An 18221-nucleotide genomic window follows, 5' to 3' on the forward strand; every position below is an offset into this window, starting at 1 on the left:
CGTACCGTCGCCGATATCACGATTCATCGCGGATCTCTGTCCTACCGGCGCGTTCTGCCCAACTAAGAACCGCAGAGCATCGCAATCGAGGCGCTATCTCAGGCTGCGATATCGTATGGTTTGATATCGCCGCTGAGATACAGGTTGCGAGCCTTAGCCCGGCTGAGCTTGCCCGACGAGGTGCGTGGTAGCGTCCGCGGCGGAATCAGTTCGATCAGGCAGTTCATGCCCGTCACCGACCGCACGCGCTCGCGGATCTCGTCGCGCAGGCGCAGGCGTTCGGCTTCGTCCGAGCTGCGGCATTGGACCAGTACGGCGGGGGTCTCCTCGCCGCCAGGCGTCGTGATCGCGAACGCGGCGATGTCGCCGGCCTTGAAGCCGGGGAGCTGTTCCACCGCCCATTCGATGTCCTGCGGCCAGTGGTTCTTGCCGTTGACGATGATCATGTCCTTGGCGCGGCCGACGATGTAGATATAGCCGTCCGACATATAACCCATGTCGCCGGTATCGAGCCAACCGCCGGACATGCACGCCTCGGTCGCCGCGTCGTCGCGGAAGTAGCCGACCATCACCGACTTGCCGCTGCACCAGACCTTGCCGATCGCGCGCTCGGGGAGCGGCGTGCCGTCCTCTTCACGGATTTCGATGCGCATGTCGCGGACCGGCTTGCCGCAGTTGACGATCGCGCGATACCGCTGGGGACGGTCACCGCCGCGGCTACCCCCCGAGAGCTGGGTTTCCTCGACCAGTTCGACGCGGATGCCTTCGCCCGGCGGCATCAGCGAGACCGCGAGCGTCGCCTCGGCAAGGCCGTAGCTCGGCAGGAACGCACTCGCCTTGAAGCCGGCATCGGCGAACGCGTCCACGAACGATTGCATCACGTCGGGGCGAATCATGTCGGCGCCGTTGCCGGCGACGCGCCAGCGCGACAGGTCGAAGCGGTCGCTCGCCTTGGTCTGCGACGACATGCGGCGCGAGCAGATGTCATAGCCGAAGGTCGGCGAATAGCTGAGCGTCGTACCCTCGTTGCGGCTGATGAGATCGAGCCACGCGAGCGGACGGCGCGCGAAATCCTCGGTCTTGAGGTAATCTGTGGAGACCTGGTTGGCGATCGGCGACAGGAAGCAGCCCACCAGACCCATGTCGTGATACCAGGGCAACCAGGAGACACAGCGATCGGTGTCGCAGACTTCCATGCCGTGGCTATGCGCGGCCAGGTTGTTGAGCAGCGCCGCATGGGTAATGATGACGCCGTGCGGGAAGCGCGTCGAGCCGCTCGAATATTGCAGATATGCGATGTCGTCCGGCTTGGCCTCGGGCAGCGTTGCCGCGGGCGCCTCGCGCGTCGCGAACTCGGACCAGTCGATCCCGACGGTGCCAGACAGGCGCGCGGCCTCGCCCGCCATTTGCGCGAGTTCGGGCGGGAAGATCAGCATTTTCGGGTCGCAGCTCTCGAGCTGGACGCGAAGCTGTTCGATGTACGAATCGCGGCCGCCGAACGAGGTCGGCAGCGGCAGCGGCACGGGCCAGGCGCCGGCATAGACGACGCCGAAGAACAGCGCAGCGAACTCGGGACCGGTCTCCGCGACCAGCGCAATGCGATCGGCGGGGGCAACACCGGCGGCGATCAGGCGATCGGCCATCGCGCGCGCGTCGGTACGGAGCTGGCTGTAGGGATAGGGCTGAGCCAAAGTGCCACGCGCGTCGTGAAAATTAAGACCACGGTTACCGCTCGCGGCGTAGTCGAGGGCTTCGCCCAGCGTGCCGAAATCGGCGAAGCGGCGCGGCAGGGCGTCTGCGGTCGGCGTGGCGACAGGGGCCGCTACGGTCTGGCCGTGCTTGCCGTCGGTGGTGGCCGTGTCGGTCATTGCCGTTTCGGTCGTCATCGCAGTTCCTGCCTTGCTCCGTCGCGGCGATCGAACACACCACGCCTATCTCTAGTCTAGCCGTTCAACTTCGGGTGTCAGTGTGGCACAATGATGGCGTGGACGACGATGACGATGCCCTCGACCCCCAACGGGACGCTAGCGACTCCGACAGTAGTCGCTCGACGGATGGTCGTGGCACGGCGAAACGCGGCGGGTGGGGCAAAGGCCAGGACAAGAGCCGATCGCGCGAACGGCCCGCGCCCAAACCACTCGATGCCGCCGCGCTCGAACGTTTGGCGCTCCGCTACGTCGAACGGTTCGCGACGACGCGGGGGCGGCTGACCGATTACCTCAACCGCAAGATCCGCGAACGTGGTTGGGCCGACGAGGCTGCCGGCGCCGACGCCGACCCTGCCGAGTTGGCGCAACGTATGGCCGAGCTCGGCTATGTCGACGACCGGGCCTTTGCCGAGCAGCGCGCGGCGGCGATGCAGCGGCGGGGCCTGGGGGCGCGACGTGTCGCGGGCGCATTTCGCGAAGCGGGCATCGACGAAAGCGACGCGGACTCGGTCGCGCCGGCGATTGCCGACCGCGCGGTCGAATCGGCGCTGGCGTTCGCACGTCGCAAGCGGATCGGCCCATACGGCAGCGGGGACAGCGATGGGCACGGGGACCGAAAACTGCACGAGAAGCAACTTGCGGCAATGCTTCGCGCCGGTCACCGTTTCGATCTGGCACGGCGGATCGTCGCCGCCCCGCCGTCGGCTGTTGTAGAAGCATCCGATTTCGAGTGATGTCCGTCATGGATTCGTTGCGATTGCGACGAAGCGTGCTAGCTAGGCGGCTAGGGGTGTAATGATGCGTATAGTGACGCAAACAGGGGCGGAAATGCCGGTCGAAACTGCGATCGAAGCCACCATCGACAACGGGGGACTATTGGCCGGACTTGTCGGCGGCGTCGATGTGCGTGCGATCGGCGGCGTCATCAAGTGGTTCGACGTGACCCGTGGGTTCGGTTTCGCCGTCGCGGACGACGACAGCGTTGGTGATATCCTCGTCCATTTCTCCGTCCTGCAGCCTCATGGCCGCCGCAGTCTGCCCGAGGGCGCACGAATCGAGACTCTGTCGGTTCAGCGCGGTCGAGGGTTCCAGGCGCGCGAGATCGTCTCGATCGACATGACCAACGCCGTCGCCGAGGTGGAGCGGACGTCGACATCGTCGCCGGACCGGGTCGATCCGATCGCGATGATCGATGCCGCTGGGCCGTTCGAGCCGGTCGTTGTCAAATGGTTCAACCGCCTCAAGGGCTATGGCTTTCTAGTCCGTAGCGCAGACGGCAGCGATATATTCGTCCATATGGAGACGCTACGCCGCGCCGGTATCGAATCGGTCGAGCCCGACCAGCCGCTCCGCGCGCGGGTCGTCGCAGGACGGAAGGGGCCGCTGGCGGTCGTGGTCGAAGAGGGTTTGTAATGAGCGTACTTGCCAAGGCCGGTCTGGCCGCGGTTCTGATTGGCGGAGCAGGAGCGGGCGGGATCGCGTACATGCATACCGATACCAAGACCGAGAATGCCGCGGTGGTCACACTCACGATCAGAAGCGCGAACGGCCCGCATGTGTTCGTCGTCGAGCGCGCGAAGACGGCGGCGGAACAAGAACGCGGCCTGATGTACCGGACCGATCTGAAACCCGATGGTGGAATGTTGTTCTGGCCGTATCCGGCCGACGGCGGCGCGCCGGTGAACGCGAACTTCTGGATGAAGAATACGCCGAGTCCGCTCGACATTCTCTACATCCGCGCAGACCGGACGATCGCCCGGATCGCGGAAAACACCGTGCCGTTTTCCGAGGCGCCGATCCCGTCGGGCGAACCGGTCGGCGCAGTGCTGGAACTGATGGGTGGACGGTCTGCGGAATTGGGGATCGCCGAGGGTGATCGCGTAACTTGGGACGAGAGCGAGAAGTAGCGCGGAAGGGTCTGCCGGACCGGCGAGACCGGCTTTGATGGGGACGGCGTCCTTTCTACACAGGGTAGCGTGTTTCCCCGCAACAAGGGGAACCAGCATGTCGGTCGAACGCGGGCACACCCTCGCTGCAAAAGGGTGAGCACCGACACGCCTGTCGAATTACACAGGAAGCGAGGCTTCGCCCGACCTCGGCCATCATCATGGTTGAAGCCCGCCCTCACTCGGGTTAAGCGCATCGGCATGGGCTTTCTCGCATCGACTTTCACGTGGTGGAACGGCGCCACCCTCGGCACCAAATTCGGCTTGCGCAGCATGGCGAAGAAGGGCGAGGACGCGCTTGGTAACGTCTATTACGAGGGCGGCAAGGATACCGCCGGCAACCCGCGTCGCTGGGTGATCTATCAGGGCGCGACTGACGCCAGCCGAGTCCCGCCCGCGTGGTTCAGCTGGTTGCATCATCAGGTCGACGACGTTCCCGAGCGCGCTTTGCCGCCTGTTCGCGCCTGGCAGAAGCCGGCGATTCCCAACATGACCGGCACCTCACTCGCCTATCGGCCTTCGGGTGCGCTCGAAAAGGGCGGAACGCGTGCGGCGGCCACGGGTGACTACGAAGCCTGGGTCCCCGAAGGGTGAATTTGCGCTGGCTTGCCGCGGCCGTGCTGGTCGTGGCGCTGGGGGTGGGCGGCTGGTTCGGCTATCGCGCGTTGCAGACGCCGAATAAGCCTGCCGGGGTCGTCCAGCAGGATCTGCCGATGGCGGACGAGTCGACGAACTCTTCGGTCGAGACGATCGATACCGGGGCGGCGGCGATCGCGAATGGCGGAACGCCGATGGCGCAACGCTTTGCGGTGATCGGCATCCTGAACAAGCGAAATGGCGAAACGCACGACGTCACGCTGAAGCCCGGCCAGGCCACGCGGATGGGCGATGTGGTGCTGCGGCTGCGCGCCTGCGAGCAGACCGCGCCGTGGGAGCAGGAGCAACTGACCGGCGCGTTCGTCCAAGTGCTGGTGCGTGGCGTCGACACGCATTGGCGCCGGACGTTTTCAGGCTGGCTCTACAAGGAACGCCCCGCGCTGAACGCGGTGCAGCACCCCGTCTACGACGTCTGGACCAAGAGTTGCGCGATGACGTTCCCCGCGACCGGGCCCGATACCGCGTCCGATGCGGAGGCCTTGCCCGCCAAGCGATCGAGCGCGCGAAAGTCGCCGGCCGACGCCACGCCTGCAGTAGCCGATGCGCCGAGCGCACCGTCGAGTGACGCGGCCAGCAACGCAACGTAATTCGCGCGATCGATTTCGACTGCGCCGAGCGAGGCGAGGTGCGAGGTCTGAAACTGACAGTCGAGCAGCGTGAACCCACCGACGCGCAGCCGTGCGACCAGATGCGCGAGCGCGACCTTCGAGGCATCGGTCGCGCGGCTGACCATGCTTTCGCCGAAGAACGCACGGCCGAGCGCGAGTCCATAGAGCCCGCCGACCAGCTTGCCGCCGTCCCAGCATTCGACCGAATGTGCAAAGCCCATCGCGTGCAGCGTCGTGAAGACACGTTCGATACTCGCGTTGATCCAGGTCTCGGGCCGGCCTGCGACGCTTTCGGCGCAGAGGCGGAGAATAGGCTCGAAAGCGGTATCGACTGTGACCTGGAACCGGTCGGCAACGATCGTCTTGCGCAACGACCGCGAGAGCCGGAACGAATCAAGCGGCAGCACGGCGCGGCGGCGCGGCTCGACCCAGTAGACGCTGGCGGCATCGCGGCTGTCGGCCATCGGAAAGACGCCGACCGAGTAGGCGCCGAGGACGAGCTGCGGGTCGAGTCCATTTTTCGGATCCAGAACCTCGCTCATGCGGCCAGCCGTTGTTCGATCCGCCGCCACAGATCGGCGAACGCGCGCGCCGCCGACGACTTTGGCAAGAAGACGCCGACCGGTGCGCGCCGCGATGCCATCGCCTCAATGCCGCTTGCCATCGGAATCACCGGCCAGTCGGGATGCATCGCCAGCGCCTCGGCATGTAGCGCGCGGCGCTTGTCGACCATGACATGGACCGGCAGCAGCGGCGTCCGGCCGCCGAGGTGCGCGACGACCGCTTCATAGGCACGAGTCGACAGCGGCGAGGGGATGACCGGGATAACGATCAGGTCGGCGGCGCGCATGACCTGATCGGCGGTCTCGGTCAGGCCCGGCGGGCAGTCAAGGACGACGCGGTCGTAGCCAGCGAGGTCGGACACCAGTTTGGCGAGGCGCTTCTTCTTGTCGAGATCGTGGAACAGCTGGTCGAGCCCGCGGAGCGACGCATCGGCGGCGATCAGGTCGAGCTGCGGATATGCGGTCGGCCGTGCCTGCTTGGCGACTGCGATATCCTTCGAGAACATAGCCTGCGCCTGGTCGACCTTGCCCGGCCCCCCGAGCACCCAGGTCGCCGCGGCCTGCGGGTCGAGATCCCAAAGCAGCGTACGTCTTGCCGACAGCGCGGCGGCGCACCAGGCGAGGTTCACGGCGAGCGTCGTCTTACCGACGCCGCCCTTCAGGCTGTATATCGCTAGTGTTGCCATGGATCATACGGTGCCGGGCCGGCGGCGTCCGGGCAAGGGTGCACGACACAAAGAAAAACGGCCGGCGGGGAAACCGCCGGCCGTTTCTGGAACCGTTCACGCCAAAATATTGGCCGATCGAACCTTATGCGTGGCAAATCTGCGCCGACTTGCCCGGACGGGTCAGCGTGACGCTGTCCTCGTTGCCGGTCATCGACCAGCCGCCCTCGGCGGTCTTCGGCGAACCGGCGACGTCAGACTTGAGTGTGGTCGGCGTGCCGTCCTGCTTGGTGCGGACCACGGCCTGCTTGTCGCCCTGGAAGAACGTCACGTACAACAGGCTGTTGTCCTTGCAGCGCAACGTCTTTTCCGACTTGATCGCGGGCGGCAACTCGACCGGCGCGGCGTTTGCGAGCGTGTTCGCCATTGGATCGGGATTGGTGTCGACTACCTCTGGCGAGGCTGGCTTGGAGTTGCAGGCAGCCAGCACGAGCAGCGCGGCAACGGCGGTGATGGGGATGATCTTCATAGCGGAACCTCGCTTCGCGCATGCAGCATAGGGCGTCAAGGTTTAAGCGCTACCATCGCATCCTCGGACGACGAACAGGTCAGCCTTGCTGACGGGCTGAGCAGGGCTCGGGATGTCGAGCGCCCGTCGGAAGGGGTCAGGGCTTCTGCATACCACGCAACGCGTAGAGACGCGTTTCGATGACATCGATCGGTGTCGCGATGTGCGCGGCGACCAGCGTGTCGCCGACAGCGAGCATGATCCGCGTTGCTTCCTCCAGCAACGACAGCGCATGTTCGTAGTTTTTCATGACCGATAGCCCTTTTCCTGGCCGCGACTTGGACAGGTGGCGAGGCTAACATGGATCAATCCACCCTGAAAGCACGTTATGGGTTTGCGCGAGAGGCGTTCGGCAAGACCTGTCGGCGTGGCGTATCGTGTTTAGCACGCAAAACTTTCGATGGGTTGCCCGCAGCGGATGGCAGCGCCATTTGTCGGCGATGCACACGACATCTGATACGCTCGCCCTGATCGGCAACACCCCGCTCGTTCGACTGAAGGGGCCGAGCGACGCAACGGGCTGCGATATCTTTGGAAAGTGCGAATTCGCCAATCCCGGCGCGTCGGTCAAGGATCGGGCGGCGCTGTTCATCGTCGAGGATGCGGAGGAGCGGGGTCTGCTCCAGCCCGGCGGCACGATCGTCGAGGGGACCGCGGGCAACACCGGTATCGGTCTCGCGCTGGTCGCCAACGCCAAGGGCTACAAGACGATCATCGTCATGCCCGAGACGCAGAGCCGCGAGAAGATGGACACGCTCAGGGCGCTGGGGGCCGAACTGGTGCTGGTGCCTGCGGCCGCGTTCTCGTCGCCGTGCCATTTCGTCCATACTTCGCGCCGGATCGCCGATGAGACGCCGGGCGCGATCTGGGCGAACCAGTTCGACAATATCGCCAACCGCCGCGCGCATATCGTCGGCACCGCCGAGGAAATCTGGGCGCAGATGGAGGGGCGGGTCGATGGCTTTACCTGTGCAGCCGGCACCGGCGGGACGATCGCCGGCGTCGGGCTCGGGCTGAAGGCCAAGGACGAGGCGGTCTGCATTGCGCTCAGCGACCCGCACGGCGCCGCGCTCTATAACTATTATGCGTACGGCGAACTGAAGTCCGAGGGATCGTCGGTCGCCGAGGGGATCGGGCAGGGGCGAATTACCGCCAATCTCGAAGGCGCGCCAATCGACACCCAGTTCCGGATCTCGGACCAGGAGGGGTATGCCTGGGTGCGCCGGCTGCTCGACGACGAAGGACTCTGCCTTGGCTTGTCGTCGGGTATCAACGTCGCGGGAGCGGTCGCGCTGGCGCGGCATCTGGGTCCGGGAAAACGCATCGCGACGATTCTGTGCGATACCGGATTCCGGTATCTGTCGACGCTGTACGATCCCGAGTGGCGCACAGCCAAGGGCCTGACTTGAGCCGGCCTGCGTCGAGAATCGACAGCGGGACGATGGTCGGGTATCGGAACGCGACAAGATGAAGTCACCCAACGATCCCTATCAGCGCATGCAGCGCATCAAGGTCGGCCTGATCGGCCTTGCGGCCGTGGTGCTTTTGATCGGGCTGGCTAGCGCGATCATCGGCTCTGCAAGCCGCGAGCGGCCGGTCGCGGCGATAGGGGCCGCCCAGCCGGACGTGGTGGCCAACATGGGTGTGACGAACAGCGGGGATGCCGCAGATCCCACCGAGCCCCTGGCCGAAATGGGCGTCGCTCCCAGTGCAAATGGTCAAGCCCCGACTCGCTGAGGCTGATTGCTGCCCTTGATTGCACATCGCCGGACACGATCCAGGGCGCGTTGAACATTCGCGCGTGCCCATCGAGGCTGCCCGTTCGAACCGCCGATTGTGCCTGATCCCCGGAATTCCCCAGCCTAACGTCCCTAATGGCGCGTTAATTCGCGTTGTGGGGTGCGATTTTCCCCGATTTGGTCGACGAAACCTGTCGTGGATTCCGTCCAATCCCCAAAAATCCCGTTGCGTCCCCAGTCCGCTATGGTAGATGGAGATTAATACAGGGGCATGTTTCACCGTCGGCGATTGCTGCGGTCGAGGCGCGACGAGGGTCGCGGCTCGGGAAGGTGAATCATGTGCGCCATTTCGAAGGGTTTTGGCGTGTCGGTGCGTGGTCGCTATCAAGGAGACGGTATCGGCCTTGTCGACGACAAGGGCCGGGTAGCCATCCCCTCGGCACTCCGCACCACGCTCTCGGCAAATGCCCCCAAGGCGAACGGCAAGGACGGCGGGACCATCATCATCGGCGCGCATCAGAAGAATCGCTGCCTGGTCGCGTATGATCCCGGTTACGTCGACATCCTCGCCGAGCGCCTCGATCGCCGCGAATCCGAGAATCCTGCCGAGAACGGCGAATACGACTACAACATCAAGCGCGCCGCCGCGTCCGGCGAAGCGGTGCCGTTCGACGGCTCCGGTCGCTTCATCATGCCTGCGTTCCCGCGCTTCTATGCGGGCATCAAGGGCCATGCGTTCTTCTACGGCGTGCTCGACTACATCGAGATCTGGGACCCCGCGACGCTGATCGCCACCGACGGCATGCCCCCCGTCGTCAAGGAGATGGCGCGCTTCTACATGGCCGAGAAGGGGGTGCAGCTGTGAGTTCCCCCGACGCACCGCACATTCCCGTCCTGCTCGACGAAGTCCTCGCTGCGCTTTCCCCTGAGCCCGGCGAGACGATGGTCGACGGCACGTTCGGCGCGGGCGGCTATACGCTGGCGTTGCTCAAGTCGGGCGCGCGGATCGTGGCGTTCGACCGCGATCCAGACGCGATCGTCAATGGTCGCGCGATGGAAGAGGCCGAAGAAGGCCTGACGCTGATCGCCGCGGATTTCTCGGCGATGGCGTCCGAACTCGAAGCGCGGGGCCTCGCACCGGTCGACGGGGTGACGCTCGATATCGGCGTGTCGTCGATGCAGCTCGATCAGGCCGAGCGCGGCTTCTCGTTCCAATCGGATGGCCCGCTCGACATGCGGATGGCGCAGGCCGGCATGTCGGCGGCGGACTTCGTCAACGAGGCGGACGAGAACGAGATCGCCGACGTGCTGTATCAATATGGCGACGAGCCCAAGTCGCGGCGTGTCGCGCGCGCGATCGTCGCGGCGCGCCCGCTGACGCGGACCGGCGAGCTGGCGCACATCGTCCGCCGCGCGCTCGGCTACAAGGCGCACGACAAGAAGGACCCCGCGACCCGGGCGTTCCAGGCGATCCGGATCCATGTGAACCGTGAGCTCGGCGAACTGGCCGACGGATTGCTGGCGGCCGAACGCGTGCTGAAGCCCGGCGGACGCCTGGCCATCGTGACGTTCCACAGCCTCGAGGACCGGATGGTGAAGCGCTTCCTGCGCACGCGTTCCGGGGGCTCGCCTTCAGGTTCGCGTCATCTTCCGCAGGTGAAAGCCGTTGCGGAACCTAGTTTTTCTCATGTCGGCCGCGGTGTTCGCGCCGGCGAGGCCGAGATCGCACGCAACCCGCGTGCGCGCTCGGCGACATTACGGACGGCGCGGCGGACCTCCGCGCAACCATGGACGGAAGAGGTGACGACATGACGGCGGCGTATCGGATGAAGGGTGTGGGCTGGTTCGGGGGCTGCGTGGCCGTCGTGCTCGGTTTCTACCTCGTGTCGCTGCAGGTCGCCGCCGAGCGCAAGAAGCTGGAGGCGGTCAATGGTCAGATCCGCTCGGCGCAGCGCGACATCCGTGCGCTGGAAACCGAATTCGACACGCGCGGCAACCTGGCGCAGCTCGAGCGCTGGAATGGCGATACGCTGGCGCTGTCGGCGCCCACTGCCGGCCAGTTCGTCGTGAGCGAGGCCGCGCTCGCGGCGCTCGACGTCAACAGCCTGCGCGCGGACGGGGTCCAGACCGCCGCGCTGCTGGTGCCGTCGGGGGCGGGGTCCGTCGTCTCCACGTCGATCGTGCCGGTCACCGCCGCTCCTGCCGTGGTGAAGCTTGCTCCGGTGCAGATGGCCCAAGTTACGGCACCGCGCGCGATGAACGTCGCGATCCAGGCCGCGTCGAAGACGGCGCTCAAGCCGGTCGTGATCCGCGCGTCGGTGTCGACGCCGCGCTCGGCCGAGGCCGCACTCGTCCGCGCCGCCAAGACAGAGCGCCTCGCCGCCGTCGCGAAGGTCCGGCCGCAGGCAGTGGCGATGCTCGACCGGAAGCTGCTGTCCGACACGACGCTGGGTGACATCATGAGCGGCGCCCGCTCCGAGAGCCGTAAGCGGCGGTGACCGCCTTGGTCGCCCGGCCCGTCTCGCAGCAACGTAGCGCCAACCAGCGTCATGCACTGGTGGCGACGGCGCACACGCGCCTGATGATGCTGATGTTCCTGTTCGGAGCAGCGGTGCTGGTGGTGGTCGGTCGGCTCGGAATGCTGGCGGTGCAGGCGTCGCTCGCCGATCCGCAGGCGCGCTCGGCGGCGATCGCGGCGCGCGGCGACATCGTCGATCGCAACGGCGCGCCGCTCGCGCGGACGATCGATGCGTGGACGATCGCGGTGCACCCGAAAAAGCTGATCGGCGATCCGACCGAAATCGCCAGCAAGCTCGCCGCGCTGATGCCCGAGGCGGGCGACCAGGCGCATTATTATGCGCTGCTGACGTCGGGCAAAAGCTTTATCTATCTCCAGCGGCGCGCGTCGCCGGCGCTGGTCGAGCAGGTCAATGCGATCGGCGAGCCGGCGATCGTGTTCGATCGCGATACGCAGCGGCTGTATCCGCAGTCGACGATGGCGGCGCACGCACTCGGCTTCCTGTCGACCGCAGGCCACGGCATGAGCGGGATGGAGCGCGTGCTCGACGAGCGGCTGACCAATCCTGCGCTGAACGGCACGCCGGTCGCGCTGTCGCTCGACAACCGCGTCCAGGCGGCGATGGAGAGCGAACTCGGCCGCGCGATGACGACGTTTTCCGCGCGAGGGGCGGGCGGCATCGTCCTAGACGTCGCGACCGGCGAGGTGATCGCGATGGTCTCGCTGCCCACCTTCAACCCCAACCGCGTCGGCATGTCGGGCAGCGAACAGCTCCGCAACATCACGACTCAGAGCGTGTTCGAGCTCGGCTCGACGTTCAAGCCGATCACGATGGCGACCGCGATGGATACGGGCGTGGTGACGTCGTTCGCGCGGCGCTTCGATGCGACTCATCCGCTCCAGGTCGGCCGCTTCACGATCCATGACGAGCGCGGCGATCCGAAGCGCTGGCTGAACATGGCCGAGACGCTGATCTACTCGTCCAACATCGCCACCGCACGTGTGGCCGACGAGGTCGGGCCCGCGAAGATGCAGGCGATGTTCAAGAAGCTCGGCTTCGATACCAAGCCCGATATCGAACTGCGCGAGAAGGGCCGTCCGTTGTGGCCGAAATACTGGGCGCGGACGACGACGATGACCACCGCCTACGGGCACGGTATCGCGGTGACCCCGCTGCATCTGGCGAGCGCGTATGCGGCGCTGGTCAATGGCGGGATCTGGCGGCCGGCGACGTTGCTGAAGGTCGCGCCGGGTCATGCGGTTGCCGGTCGCCGGGTGATCAGCGAGCAGACAAGCGCGCGGATGCGGCAGATGCTGCGGCTGATCGTTCAGCGCGGCACGGGTCGCAAGGGCGATGCGCCGGGCTACCGCGTCGGCGGCAAGACCGGGACGGCCGAGGCCGCGGTCTCTGGTGGCTACGATCATTCGCGCAACGTGGCGACGTTTGCCGCGGCGTTCCCGATGGATGCGCCGCGTTATGTCGTGCTGGCGATGCTCGATTCACCGCTCGGGACGAAGGAAACCGCCGGGTGGAAGACTGCTGCGTGGAATACCGCGCCGGTGGTCGGCCGGACGATCTCGCGCGTCGGGGCGATCCTGGGCGTGGTGCCCGACGCGCACCGCGACATCGACGAGTCTGACATCCTGCCGACTTTGTGGCAGGACCCGTCGCGTACACAGCCGACCGGGCAATGAGGACTATTGCATGAAACTCGCAGCGCTGACCGACGGGACGGAAGAGGCGCAGGTGACGGGGTTCGCGATCGATCACCGCAAGGTCGCGCCCGGCACGGTGTTCGGCGCGTTCGAAGGCGCACGCGTCAACGGCGAGGATTTCATCGAGGACGCGATCCGCTCGGGCGCGATCGCAGTCGTGGCGCGGCCTGGGCTGACGGTCGAGGGCGCTACCTACATCGCCGACGACAACCCCCGCGAGCGGTTCGCGCAATTGGCCGCGAAGTTCTTCGCGCCGTTTCCCGAGACGTCGGTGGCGATCACCGGGACCAACGGGAAGACGTCGTGCGTCGAGATGACTCGGCAGCTGTGGCGGATGGCGGGGTTCCATGCAGCTTCGATCGGTACGCTGGGGGTTACGACGGCGGACGAGCGTGTCACGACCGGGCTGACCACGCCGGATGTGGTGACGTTCCTGTCGAACGTGGCGGGGCTCGCGCGCGAAGGCGTCACGCATCTCGCGTTCGAGGCGTCGAGCCACGGCCTGACGCAGTACCGGACCGAGGGACTGAAGGTAGCTGCGGCGGCGTTCACGAACCTCAGCCGCGACCATCTCGACTATCACGGCGACATGGCGGCGTATTTTACGGCCAAGATCCGGCTGTTCTCCGAGGTGCTCTCGACGGACGGTGCGGCGGTGGTGTGGGCTGACGATCCTCAGTCGGCGCGGGTGATCGATCTGGCGCGCGAGCGTGGCAACCGGCTGATTACGGTCGGGACGCAGGGCGAGACGTTGCGGCTGGTAGGGCGCGATCCGACGTTGCTCGGGCAGGGGCTGACGATCGAGGCGGAGGGCCAAACGTACAAGGTGACACTGCCGCTGATCGGAGCTTACCAGGCGGCGAACGCGCTGGTGTCGGCGGGACTCGTGATCGCGACCGGTGGCGACGTGGCCGCGACGATCGCCAATCTCGCGCGGTTGCAGCCGGTGCGCGGGCGGCTGGAACGCGCGGTGATCGCGAAGTCGGGTGCGCCGGTCTACGTCGACTATGCCCACACCCCGGACGCGCTCGAAGCGGCAATCGCTGCGCTGAAACCGCACGCAGGCGGCAAGCTGATCGTGGTGTTCGGCGCCGGTGGCGATCGCGACACCGGCAAGCGTGAGACGATGGGGCAGGTCGCGGTGCAGCATGCTGACCGTGTGATCGTGACGGACGACAACCCGCGGACCGAGGACGCTCGCGCGATCCGTTGCGACGTCCTGAAGGGCGCGCGGGGAGCTGAGGAAATCGGCGACCGGCGCGCGGCGATCGGTGCGGCGGTGCGCGAGGCTGGGCCCGAGGATATCGTGCTGATCGCGGGCAAGGGCCACGAACAAGGGCAGATCGTCGGCGACATGGTCCTCCCCTTCGACGACGTGACCGTCGCGCGGGAGTGCGCGGCGTGAGGGTAGCTATCTTCTTCCCCCCTCCCGCTAGCGGGAGGGGCCGGGGGTGGGCTCGCGGGTTCGGCAGGCGCTGCGCTTCGGCGATAGCGCGCGCCCACCCCCCGACCCCCTCCCGCTTGCGGGAGGGGGGGCAGTGAGTCTGTGGACTTCGGCCGAGATCGCAGCGGCTACCGGTGGTGTGGCGTCTGGTGACTTCGCCGTCACTGGCGTTGCGTTCGACTCGCGCGAAGTTGGGCCCGGCGACCTCTTTATTGCGATGAAGGGCGAGGCCAGCGACGGGCACCTGTTCCTCGATCAGGCCTTCGCACAGGGCGCGGCGGGGGCGATCGTGTCGGAGCCTTGCTATCATCCGCACGTCATCGTCGAGGACAGCTTTATCGCGTTGCAGGCGCTTGGGCGGGCGAGCCGGGCTCGGAGCGGTGCGAAGATCATCGGTGTCACCGGGTCGGTTGGGAAGACCAGCGCGAAGGAAGCGCTGTTCGCCTGCCTCGACCGCGCATCCCCCGGCGACGTGCACCGTTCGGTCAAGAGCTACAACAACCACACCGGCGTCCCGCTGAGCCTCGCCCGCATGCCGCGGGACGCGAAGTTCGGCGTGTTCGAGATGGGGATGAACCATGCCGGTGAACTCGCCGAGCTGACCCAGATCGTCCGACCGCACATCGCGATGATCACTGCGATCGCGCCTGCGCATACCGCATTCTTTCCCGACGAGAGCGCGATCGCCGATGCCAAAGGGGAGATCTTTGCCGGGCTCGAACCTGACGGGACCGCGATCGTCCCCTACGACAGCCCGCACCGCGACCGGCTGCTCGGCCATGCCGCGCCGCATGCCGCGCACATCGTGACGTTCGGCAGCGAGAAGGGCGCCGATGTCCGCGCGATCGAGGCGATGCGGCTGCCGACCGGCGGGACGTTCGTCACTGCGCGGATGGGGCAGGGGGCCGAGCACGAGCTGAGTTTCACGATCGCGCAGCCCGGCGCGCACTGGGTGTCCAATGCGCTCGGCGTGCTGGCCTGCGTGCAGGCGGCCGGCAGTGATCTCGGACTCGCCGGCCTCGCGTTGGCCGAACTCGGCGGATTGCAAGGCCGTGGCGCGCGGTCGCTGGTGACCGTCGGCGAAGGGCAGGCGCTGGTGATCGACGAGAGCTATAACGCCAACCCCGCCTCTATGCGTGCGACGCTCAGCGTCCTCAGCCACGAGCCTGGTCGTCACATCGCGGTACTCGGCGAGATGCGCGAACTGGGCGAGGGCTCCGACGACTATCACGCCGGCCTCGCCGAGCCCATTCTCGCCGCGCGCGTCGAAATGGCGCTGCTTGTCGGTGAAGCGATGGCGCCGTTAGCGCAGGTGCTTGAGGGACAGGCCGAAACCGTCCATGTGGGCGACGCTGCGGCCGCGCTCGCGTCGTTACGGACGATCCTGGCGCCCGGCGATGTCGTGCTCGTCAAGGGATCGAACGGGGTGGGCCTCGCGCGCGTCGTAGCGGGTCTCCAGGCTGGCCTCAAAGGCGGGATTAACTGAATGTTGTATTGGCTCGCCGAGCATCTGGGGTTTCCCGGCCTGCTGAACCTCATCCGTTACCAGACGGTGCGGACCGGGGGTGCGGTCGCGACCGCGCTGATCATCGGCCTGATCATCGGACCGAAGTTCATCGGCTGGTTGCGCGTGCGGCAAGGCAAGGGCCAGCCGATCCGCGCTGACGGCCCGCAGTCGCATCTGTCGAAGCGTGGGACGCCGACGATGGGCGGGCTGATGATCCTGACCTCGATGTGCCTCGCCATCTTTCTGTGGATGGACCTGAGCAATCCGTATGTATGGGCGTGCCTGTTCGTGACGCTCGGCTTCGGGACGATCGGCTTCCTCGACGACTATGACAAGGTGCGCAAGGCGAGCACCGCGGGGATCAGCGGGCGCACGCGGTTGCTCCTCGAATTCATCATCGCCGGCGTCGCCGCGACGATCATCATGTCGCAGAACGGGCCGCATCTGTATCTGCCGTTCACGTCGCGCATGTATCTGGATCTCGGCTGGTTCTTCCCGGTGTTCGCGGCGTTCACGATCGTTTCGTTCGGCAATGCGGTGAACCTGACCGATGGGCTCGACGGGCTGGCGACGATGCCGGTGATCATCGCCAGCGTCGCGTTCATGGTGATCGTGTATCTGGTCGGGAACGTGAAGTTCGCCGATTATCTCGGTATTCCGCACGTCCCCCGCGCGGGTGAACTTGCGATCTTCTGCGGGGCGATCGTGGGGGCCGGGCTCGCGTTCCTGTGGTTCAATGCGCCGCCAGCGGCGGTGTTCATGGGCGATACCGGGTCGCTGGCTTTGGGCGGCGCGCTGGGAACGATCGCGGTCGTCGCGCATCATGAGATCGTGCTGGGAATCATCGGCGGGCTGTTCGTGATCGAGGCACTGTCGGTGATCATCCAGGTGTTCTTCTACAAGCGCACCGGCAAGCGCGTGTTCCGGATGGCGCCGATCCACCATCATTTCGAACAGCTCGGCTGGGCAGAGGCGACGGTGGTGATCCGCTTCTGGATCATCGCGCTGGTGCTGGCGCTGGTCGGCCTTTCGACGTTGAAGCTGCGGTGATCGTTGCGCAGGCCTGGCGCGGGAAACGCTATGCGGTGCTGGGACTGGCGCGGTCTGGGGCTGCGACCGTGCGGGCGTTGGTGGCTGGCGGGGCGCAGGTCGTCGCGTGGGATTCCGATGAGGCGAAGCGTGATGTCTTCACTCCCTCTCCCCKGMGGGGAGAGGGCTTTTAGAAGTGGCGCCGCTTGACGATCTCTCGGGCTTCGATGCGCTCGTGGTGTCGCCGGGCGTGCCGCTCAACACGCACCCGCTCGCCGCCGCGGCGCGCGCGGCCGGCGTGCCCGTCATCGGCGACATCGAGCTCTTCGCACAGGCCCGTGCAGACCTCCCGCCACACAAGGTCGTCGGCATCACCGGGACCAATGGCAAGTCGACCACCACCGCGCTCGTCCACCACATCCTCAAGACCGCCGGCATCCCGACGCTGATGGGCGGCAACATCGGCCTACCGATCCTCGAGCAGGAAGCGCTCCCCGAGGGCGGCGTCTACATGCTCGAACTGTCGAGCTACCAGATTGACCTGACGCAGACGCTCGATTGCGACGTCGCGGTGCTGCTTAATATCACGCCCGATCATCTCGACCGCTATGACGGGTTCGAGGGCTATGCCGCGTCCAAGGCGCGGCTGTTCGCGATGCAGTCGCCTGACCATGATACGGTCATCGGGATCGGCGACGCGCCGTCCGCGCAGATCGCGCGCGGGCTGTCGGCGAAGGGCGAGCACCTCACCAAGATCGCGCCCGGCGTGTGCATGGATCAGAGCAACTGGCCGACGTTACAGGGGCCGCATAACGCTCAGAACGCACTTGCCGCGATCGCCGTGGTCAAGGCACTGGGCGTGAGCGAAGTCGACATCGACCGTGGCCTGATGAGTTTCACGGGCCTGCCGCACCGGATGGAGCAGATCGCCTCATATGGCGGCGTTGCCTATGTCGACGACAGCAAGGCGACCAATCCCGAGAGCACCGCGCCGGCTTTGGCTGCGTTCGACCGGGTCCACTGGATCGTCGGTGGGCGCGCGAAGGGCGACGACCTCGACGCCTGCAAGCCCGCCTTCGGTCACGTCGTCCACGCCTACACGATCGGCGAGGCTGGCCCGAAGTTCGCCGAGATTTTGAAAGACTCCATGCGCGTCGATAACGTCGGCACGCTCGACGCAGCGGTCCGCACGGCCGCCGCAAACGCCAAGCCGGGCGACACTGTTTTGTTATCCCCCGCCTGTGCTAGTTTCGACCAGTTTCGCGATTACGAAGCGCGCGGGGCCGCGTTCCGCGCCGCGGTGGAGTCGCTGGCATGACCGATATCCGCGCTG

Annotated in this window: 18 protein-coding genes and 2 pseudogenes; 15 read left to right on the forward strand and 5 right to left on the reverse strand. The window is 66.3% G+C overall.

Going from position 1 to position 18221, the window contains the following annotated elements:
• Positions 1-98 precede the first annotated feature (98 nt).
• Complete coding sequence (locus ASF09_RS13590) at positions 99-1868, reverse strand: fatty acyl-AMP ligase (RefSeq protein WP_060526805.1); 1770 nt, start codon at positions 1866-1868, stop codon at positions 99-101.
• A 116-nt stretch (positions 1869-1984) separates the two neighbouring features.
• Between ASF09_RS13590 and ASF09_RS20735 the strand changes: the two genes are divergently transcribed.
• The 5 genes and pseudogenes from ASF09_RS20735 to ASF09_RS21130 form a co-directional block, all read left to right on the forward strand.
• The gene (locus ASF09_RS20735) at positions 1985-2662 is read left to right on the forward strand and encodes a regulatory protein RecX (RefSeq protein ID WP_200912567.1); all 678 of its coding nucleotides are present in this window, start codon (positions 1985-1987) and stop codon (positions 2660-2662) included.
• 94 nt (positions 2663-2756) lie between these two features.
• Entirely contained in the window at positions 2757-3341 is a 585-nt protein-coding gene (locus ASF09_RS13600; protein WP_082444292.1) for a cold-shock protein, read from the forward strand.
• Complete coding sequence (locus tag ASF09_RS13605; protein WP_082444293.1) at positions 3341-3835, forward strand: DUF192 domain-containing protein; 495 nt, start codon at positions 3341-3343, stop codon at positions 3833-3835. Before ASF09_RS13600 ends, ASF09_RS13605 begins: the two co-directional genes overlap by 1 nt.
• A 240-nt stretch (positions 3836-4075) precedes the next feature.
• Positions 4076-4468 carry an NADH:ubiquinone oxidoreductase subunit NDUFA12 gene (locus ASF09_RS13610; RefSeq protein ID WP_060526682.1) on the forward strand — a complete coding sequence of 131 codons (393 nt, stop codon included), beginning with the start codon at positions 4076-4078 and terminating at the stop codon, positions 4466-4468.
• A gap of 197 nt (positions 4469-4665) precedes the next feature.
• A pseudogene (locus ASF09_RS21130) lies at positions 4666-4899 on the forward strand (DUF2155 domain-containing protein); the annotation flags it as partial.
• Between the two features lie 35 nt (positions 4900-4934).
• Here ASF09_RS21130 and aat read toward each other — a convergent pair.
• The 4 genes from aat to ASF09_RS20395 form a co-directional block, all read right to left on the reverse strand.
• Entirely contained in the window at positions 4935-5681 is a 747-nt protein-coding gene (gene aat, locus ASF09_RS13615; RefSeq protein WP_060526683.1) for a leucyl/phenylalanyl-tRNA--protein transferase, read from the reverse strand.
• The gene (locus ASF09_RS13620) at positions 5678-6388 is read right to left on the reverse strand and encodes a ParA family protein (RefSeq protein ID WP_060526684.1); all 711 of its coding nucleotides are present in this window, start codon (positions 6386-6388) and stop codon (positions 5678-5680) included. The genes aat and ASF09_RS13620 overlap by 4 nt, the downstream gene beginning before the upstream one ends.
• A gap of 124 nt (positions 6389-6512) precedes the next feature.
• Positions 6513-6896 (reverse strand): hypothetical protein, encoded by a 384-nt coding sequence (locus ASF09_RS13625; RefSeq protein ID WP_056051347.1) that lies wholly within the window; start codon positions 6894-6896, stop codon positions 6513-6515.
• Positions 6897-7032: 136 nt separating this feature from the next.
• Positions 7033-7185, reverse strand: a complete 153-nt coding sequence (locus ASF09_RS20395) for a hypothetical protein (protein ID WP_156359365.1) — start codon at positions 7183-7185, stop codon at positions 7033-7035.
• Positions 7186-7375: 190 nt separating this feature from the next.
• Here ASF09_RS20395 and ASF09_RS13630 point away from each other — a divergent pair, with 190 nt between their 5' ends.
• From ASF09_RS13630 to murD, 10 genes and pseudogenes are all read left to right on the forward strand, one after another.
• A complete protein-coding gene (locus ASF09_RS13630; RefSeq protein ID WP_060526685.1) occupies positions 7376-8344 on the forward strand; it encodes a cysteine synthase A in 969 nt (322 codons plus the stop codon).
• 58 nt (positions 8345-8402) lie between these two features.
• Positions 8403-8672, forward strand: coding sequence for a hypothetical protein (locus tag ASF09_RS13635; RefSeq protein ID WP_060526686.1), 270 nt, complete (start codon positions 8403-8405; stop codon positions 8670-8672).
• Positions 8673-9011: 339 nt separating this feature from the next.
• Positions 9012-9539, forward strand: a complete 528-nt coding sequence (locus ASF09_RS13640; protein ID WP_060526687.1) for a division/cell wall cluster transcriptional repressor MraZ — start codon at positions 9012-9014, stop codon at positions 9537-9539.
• Positions 9536-10486: a 16S rRNA (cytosine(1402)-N(4))-methyltransferase RsmH gene (gene rsmH, locus ASF09_RS13645; RefSeq protein ID WP_060526688.1), complete on the forward strand. Its 951-nt coding sequence runs from the start codon at positions 9536-9538 to the stop codon at positions 10484-10486. The genes ASF09_RS13640 and rsmH overlap by 4 nt, the downstream gene beginning before the upstream one ends.
• Positions 10483-11172, forward strand: coding sequence for a hypothetical protein (locus ASF09_RS13650; protein WP_060526689.1), 690 nt, complete (start codon positions 10483-10485; stop codon positions 11170-11172). Before rsmH ends, ASF09_RS13650 begins: the two co-directional genes overlap by 4 nt.
• Positions 11169-12887 carry a peptidoglycan D,D-transpeptidase FtsI family protein gene (locus tag ASF09_RS13655; RefSeq protein WP_060526690.1) on the forward strand — a complete coding sequence of 573 codons (1719 nt, stop codon included), beginning with the start codon at positions 11169-11171 and terminating at the stop codon, positions 12885-12887. The genes ASF09_RS13650 and ASF09_RS13655 overlap by 4 nt, the downstream gene beginning before the upstream one ends.
• A 10-nt stretch (positions 12888-12897) precedes the next feature.
• Positions 12898-14313 carry a UDP-N-acetylmuramoyl-L-alanyl-D-glutamate--2,6-diaminopimelate ligase gene (locus ASF09_RS13660; protein WP_060526691.1) on the forward strand — a complete coding sequence of 472 codons (1416 nt, stop codon included), beginning with the start codon at positions 12898-12900 and terminating at the stop codon, positions 14311-14313.
• 133 nt (positions 14314-14446) lie between these two features.
• Positions 14447-15838, forward strand: a complete 1392-nt coding sequence (locus ASF09_RS13665; protein ID WP_060526692.1) for a UDP-N-acetylmuramoyl-tripeptide--D-alanyl-D-alanine ligase — start codon at positions 14447-14449, stop codon at positions 15836-15838.
• The gene (gene mraY / locus ASF09_RS13670; RefSeq protein ID WP_056051331.1) at positions 15839-16909 is read left to right on the forward strand and encodes a phospho-N-acetylmuramoyl-pentapeptide-transferase; all 1071 of its coding nucleotides are present in this window, start codon (positions 15839-15841) and stop codon (positions 16907-16909) included.
• Positions 16906-18206: pseudogene (gene murD / locus ASF09_RS13675) on the forward strand (UDP-N-acetylmuramoyl-L-alanine--D-glutamate ligase). Before mraY ends, murD begins: the two are co-directional and overlap by 4 nt.
• The last annotated feature ends 15 nt before the right edge of the window (positions 18207-18221 follow it).

Origin of the sequence: Sphingomonas sp. Leaf242 (assembly GCF_001422045.1) — a bacterium.
GTDB lineage: Bacteria > Pseudomonadota > Alphaproteobacteria > Sphingomonadales > Sphingomonadaceae > Sphingomonas.

What these genes read in the sequence shown, in the direction of transcription:
- ASF09_RS13620 (WP_060526684.1), bottom strand. Translation starts at nt 6,388, where the DNA reads ATGGCAACACTAGCGATATACAGCCTGAAGGGCGGCGTCGGTAAGACG.
- ASF09_RS13590 (WP_060526805.1), bottom strand. Translation starts at nt 1,868, where the DNA reads ATGACCGACACGGCCACCACCGACGGCAAGCACGGCCAGACCGTAGCG.
- ASF09_RS13605 (WP_082444293.1), top strand. Translation starts at nt 3,341, where the DNA reads ATGAGCGTACTTGCCAAGGCCGGTCTGGCCGCGGTTCTGATTGGCGGA.
- ASF09_RS13660 (WP_060526691.1), top strand. Translation starts at nt 12,898, where the DNA reads ATGAAACTCGCAGCGCTGACCGACGGGACGGAAGAGGCGCAGGTGACG.
- ASF09_RS13625 (WP_056051347.1), bottom strand. Translation starts at nt 6,896, where the DNA reads ATGAAGATCATCCCCATCACCGCCGTTGCCGCGCTGCTCGTGCTGGCT.
- mraY (WP_056051331.1), top strand. Translation starts at nt 15,839, where the DNA reads ATGTTGTATTGGCTCGCCGAGCATCTGGGGTTTCCCGGCCTGCTGAAC.
- ASF09_RS13650 (WP_060526689.1), top strand. Translation starts at nt 10,483, where the DNA reads ATGACGGCGGCGTATCGGATGAAGGGTGTGGGCTGGTTCGGGGGCTGC.
- ASF09_RS13630 (WP_060526685.1), top strand. Translation starts at nt 7,376, where the DNA reads ATGCACACGACATCTGATACGCTCGCCCTGATCGGCAACACCCCGCTC.
- ASF09_RS13610 (WP_060526682.1), top strand. Translation starts at nt 4,076, where the DNA reads ATGGGCTTTCTCGCATCGACTTTCACGTGGTGGAACGGCGCCACCCTC.
- aat (WP_060526683.1), bottom strand. Translation starts at nt 5,681, where the DNA reads ATGAGCGAGGTTCTGGATCCGAAAAATGGACTCGACCCGCAGCTCGTC.
- ASF09_RS20395 (WP_156359365.1), bottom strand. Translation starts at nt 7,185, where the DNA reads ATGAAAAACTACGAACATGCGCTGTCGTTGCTGGAGGAAGCAACGCGG.
- ASF09_RS13640 (WP_060526687.1), top strand. Translation starts at nt 9,012, where the DNA reads ATGTGCGCCATTTCGAAGGGTTTTGGCGTGTCGGTGCGTGGTCGCTAT.
- ASF09_RS13600 (WP_082444292.1), top strand. Translation starts at nt 2,757, where the DNA reads ATGCCGGTCGAAACTGCGATCGAAGCCACCATCGACAACGGGGGACTA.
- ASF09_RS13635 (WP_060526686.1), top strand. Translation starts at nt 8,403, where the DNA reads ATGAAGTCACCCAACGATCCCTATCAGCGCATGCAGCGCATCAAGGTC.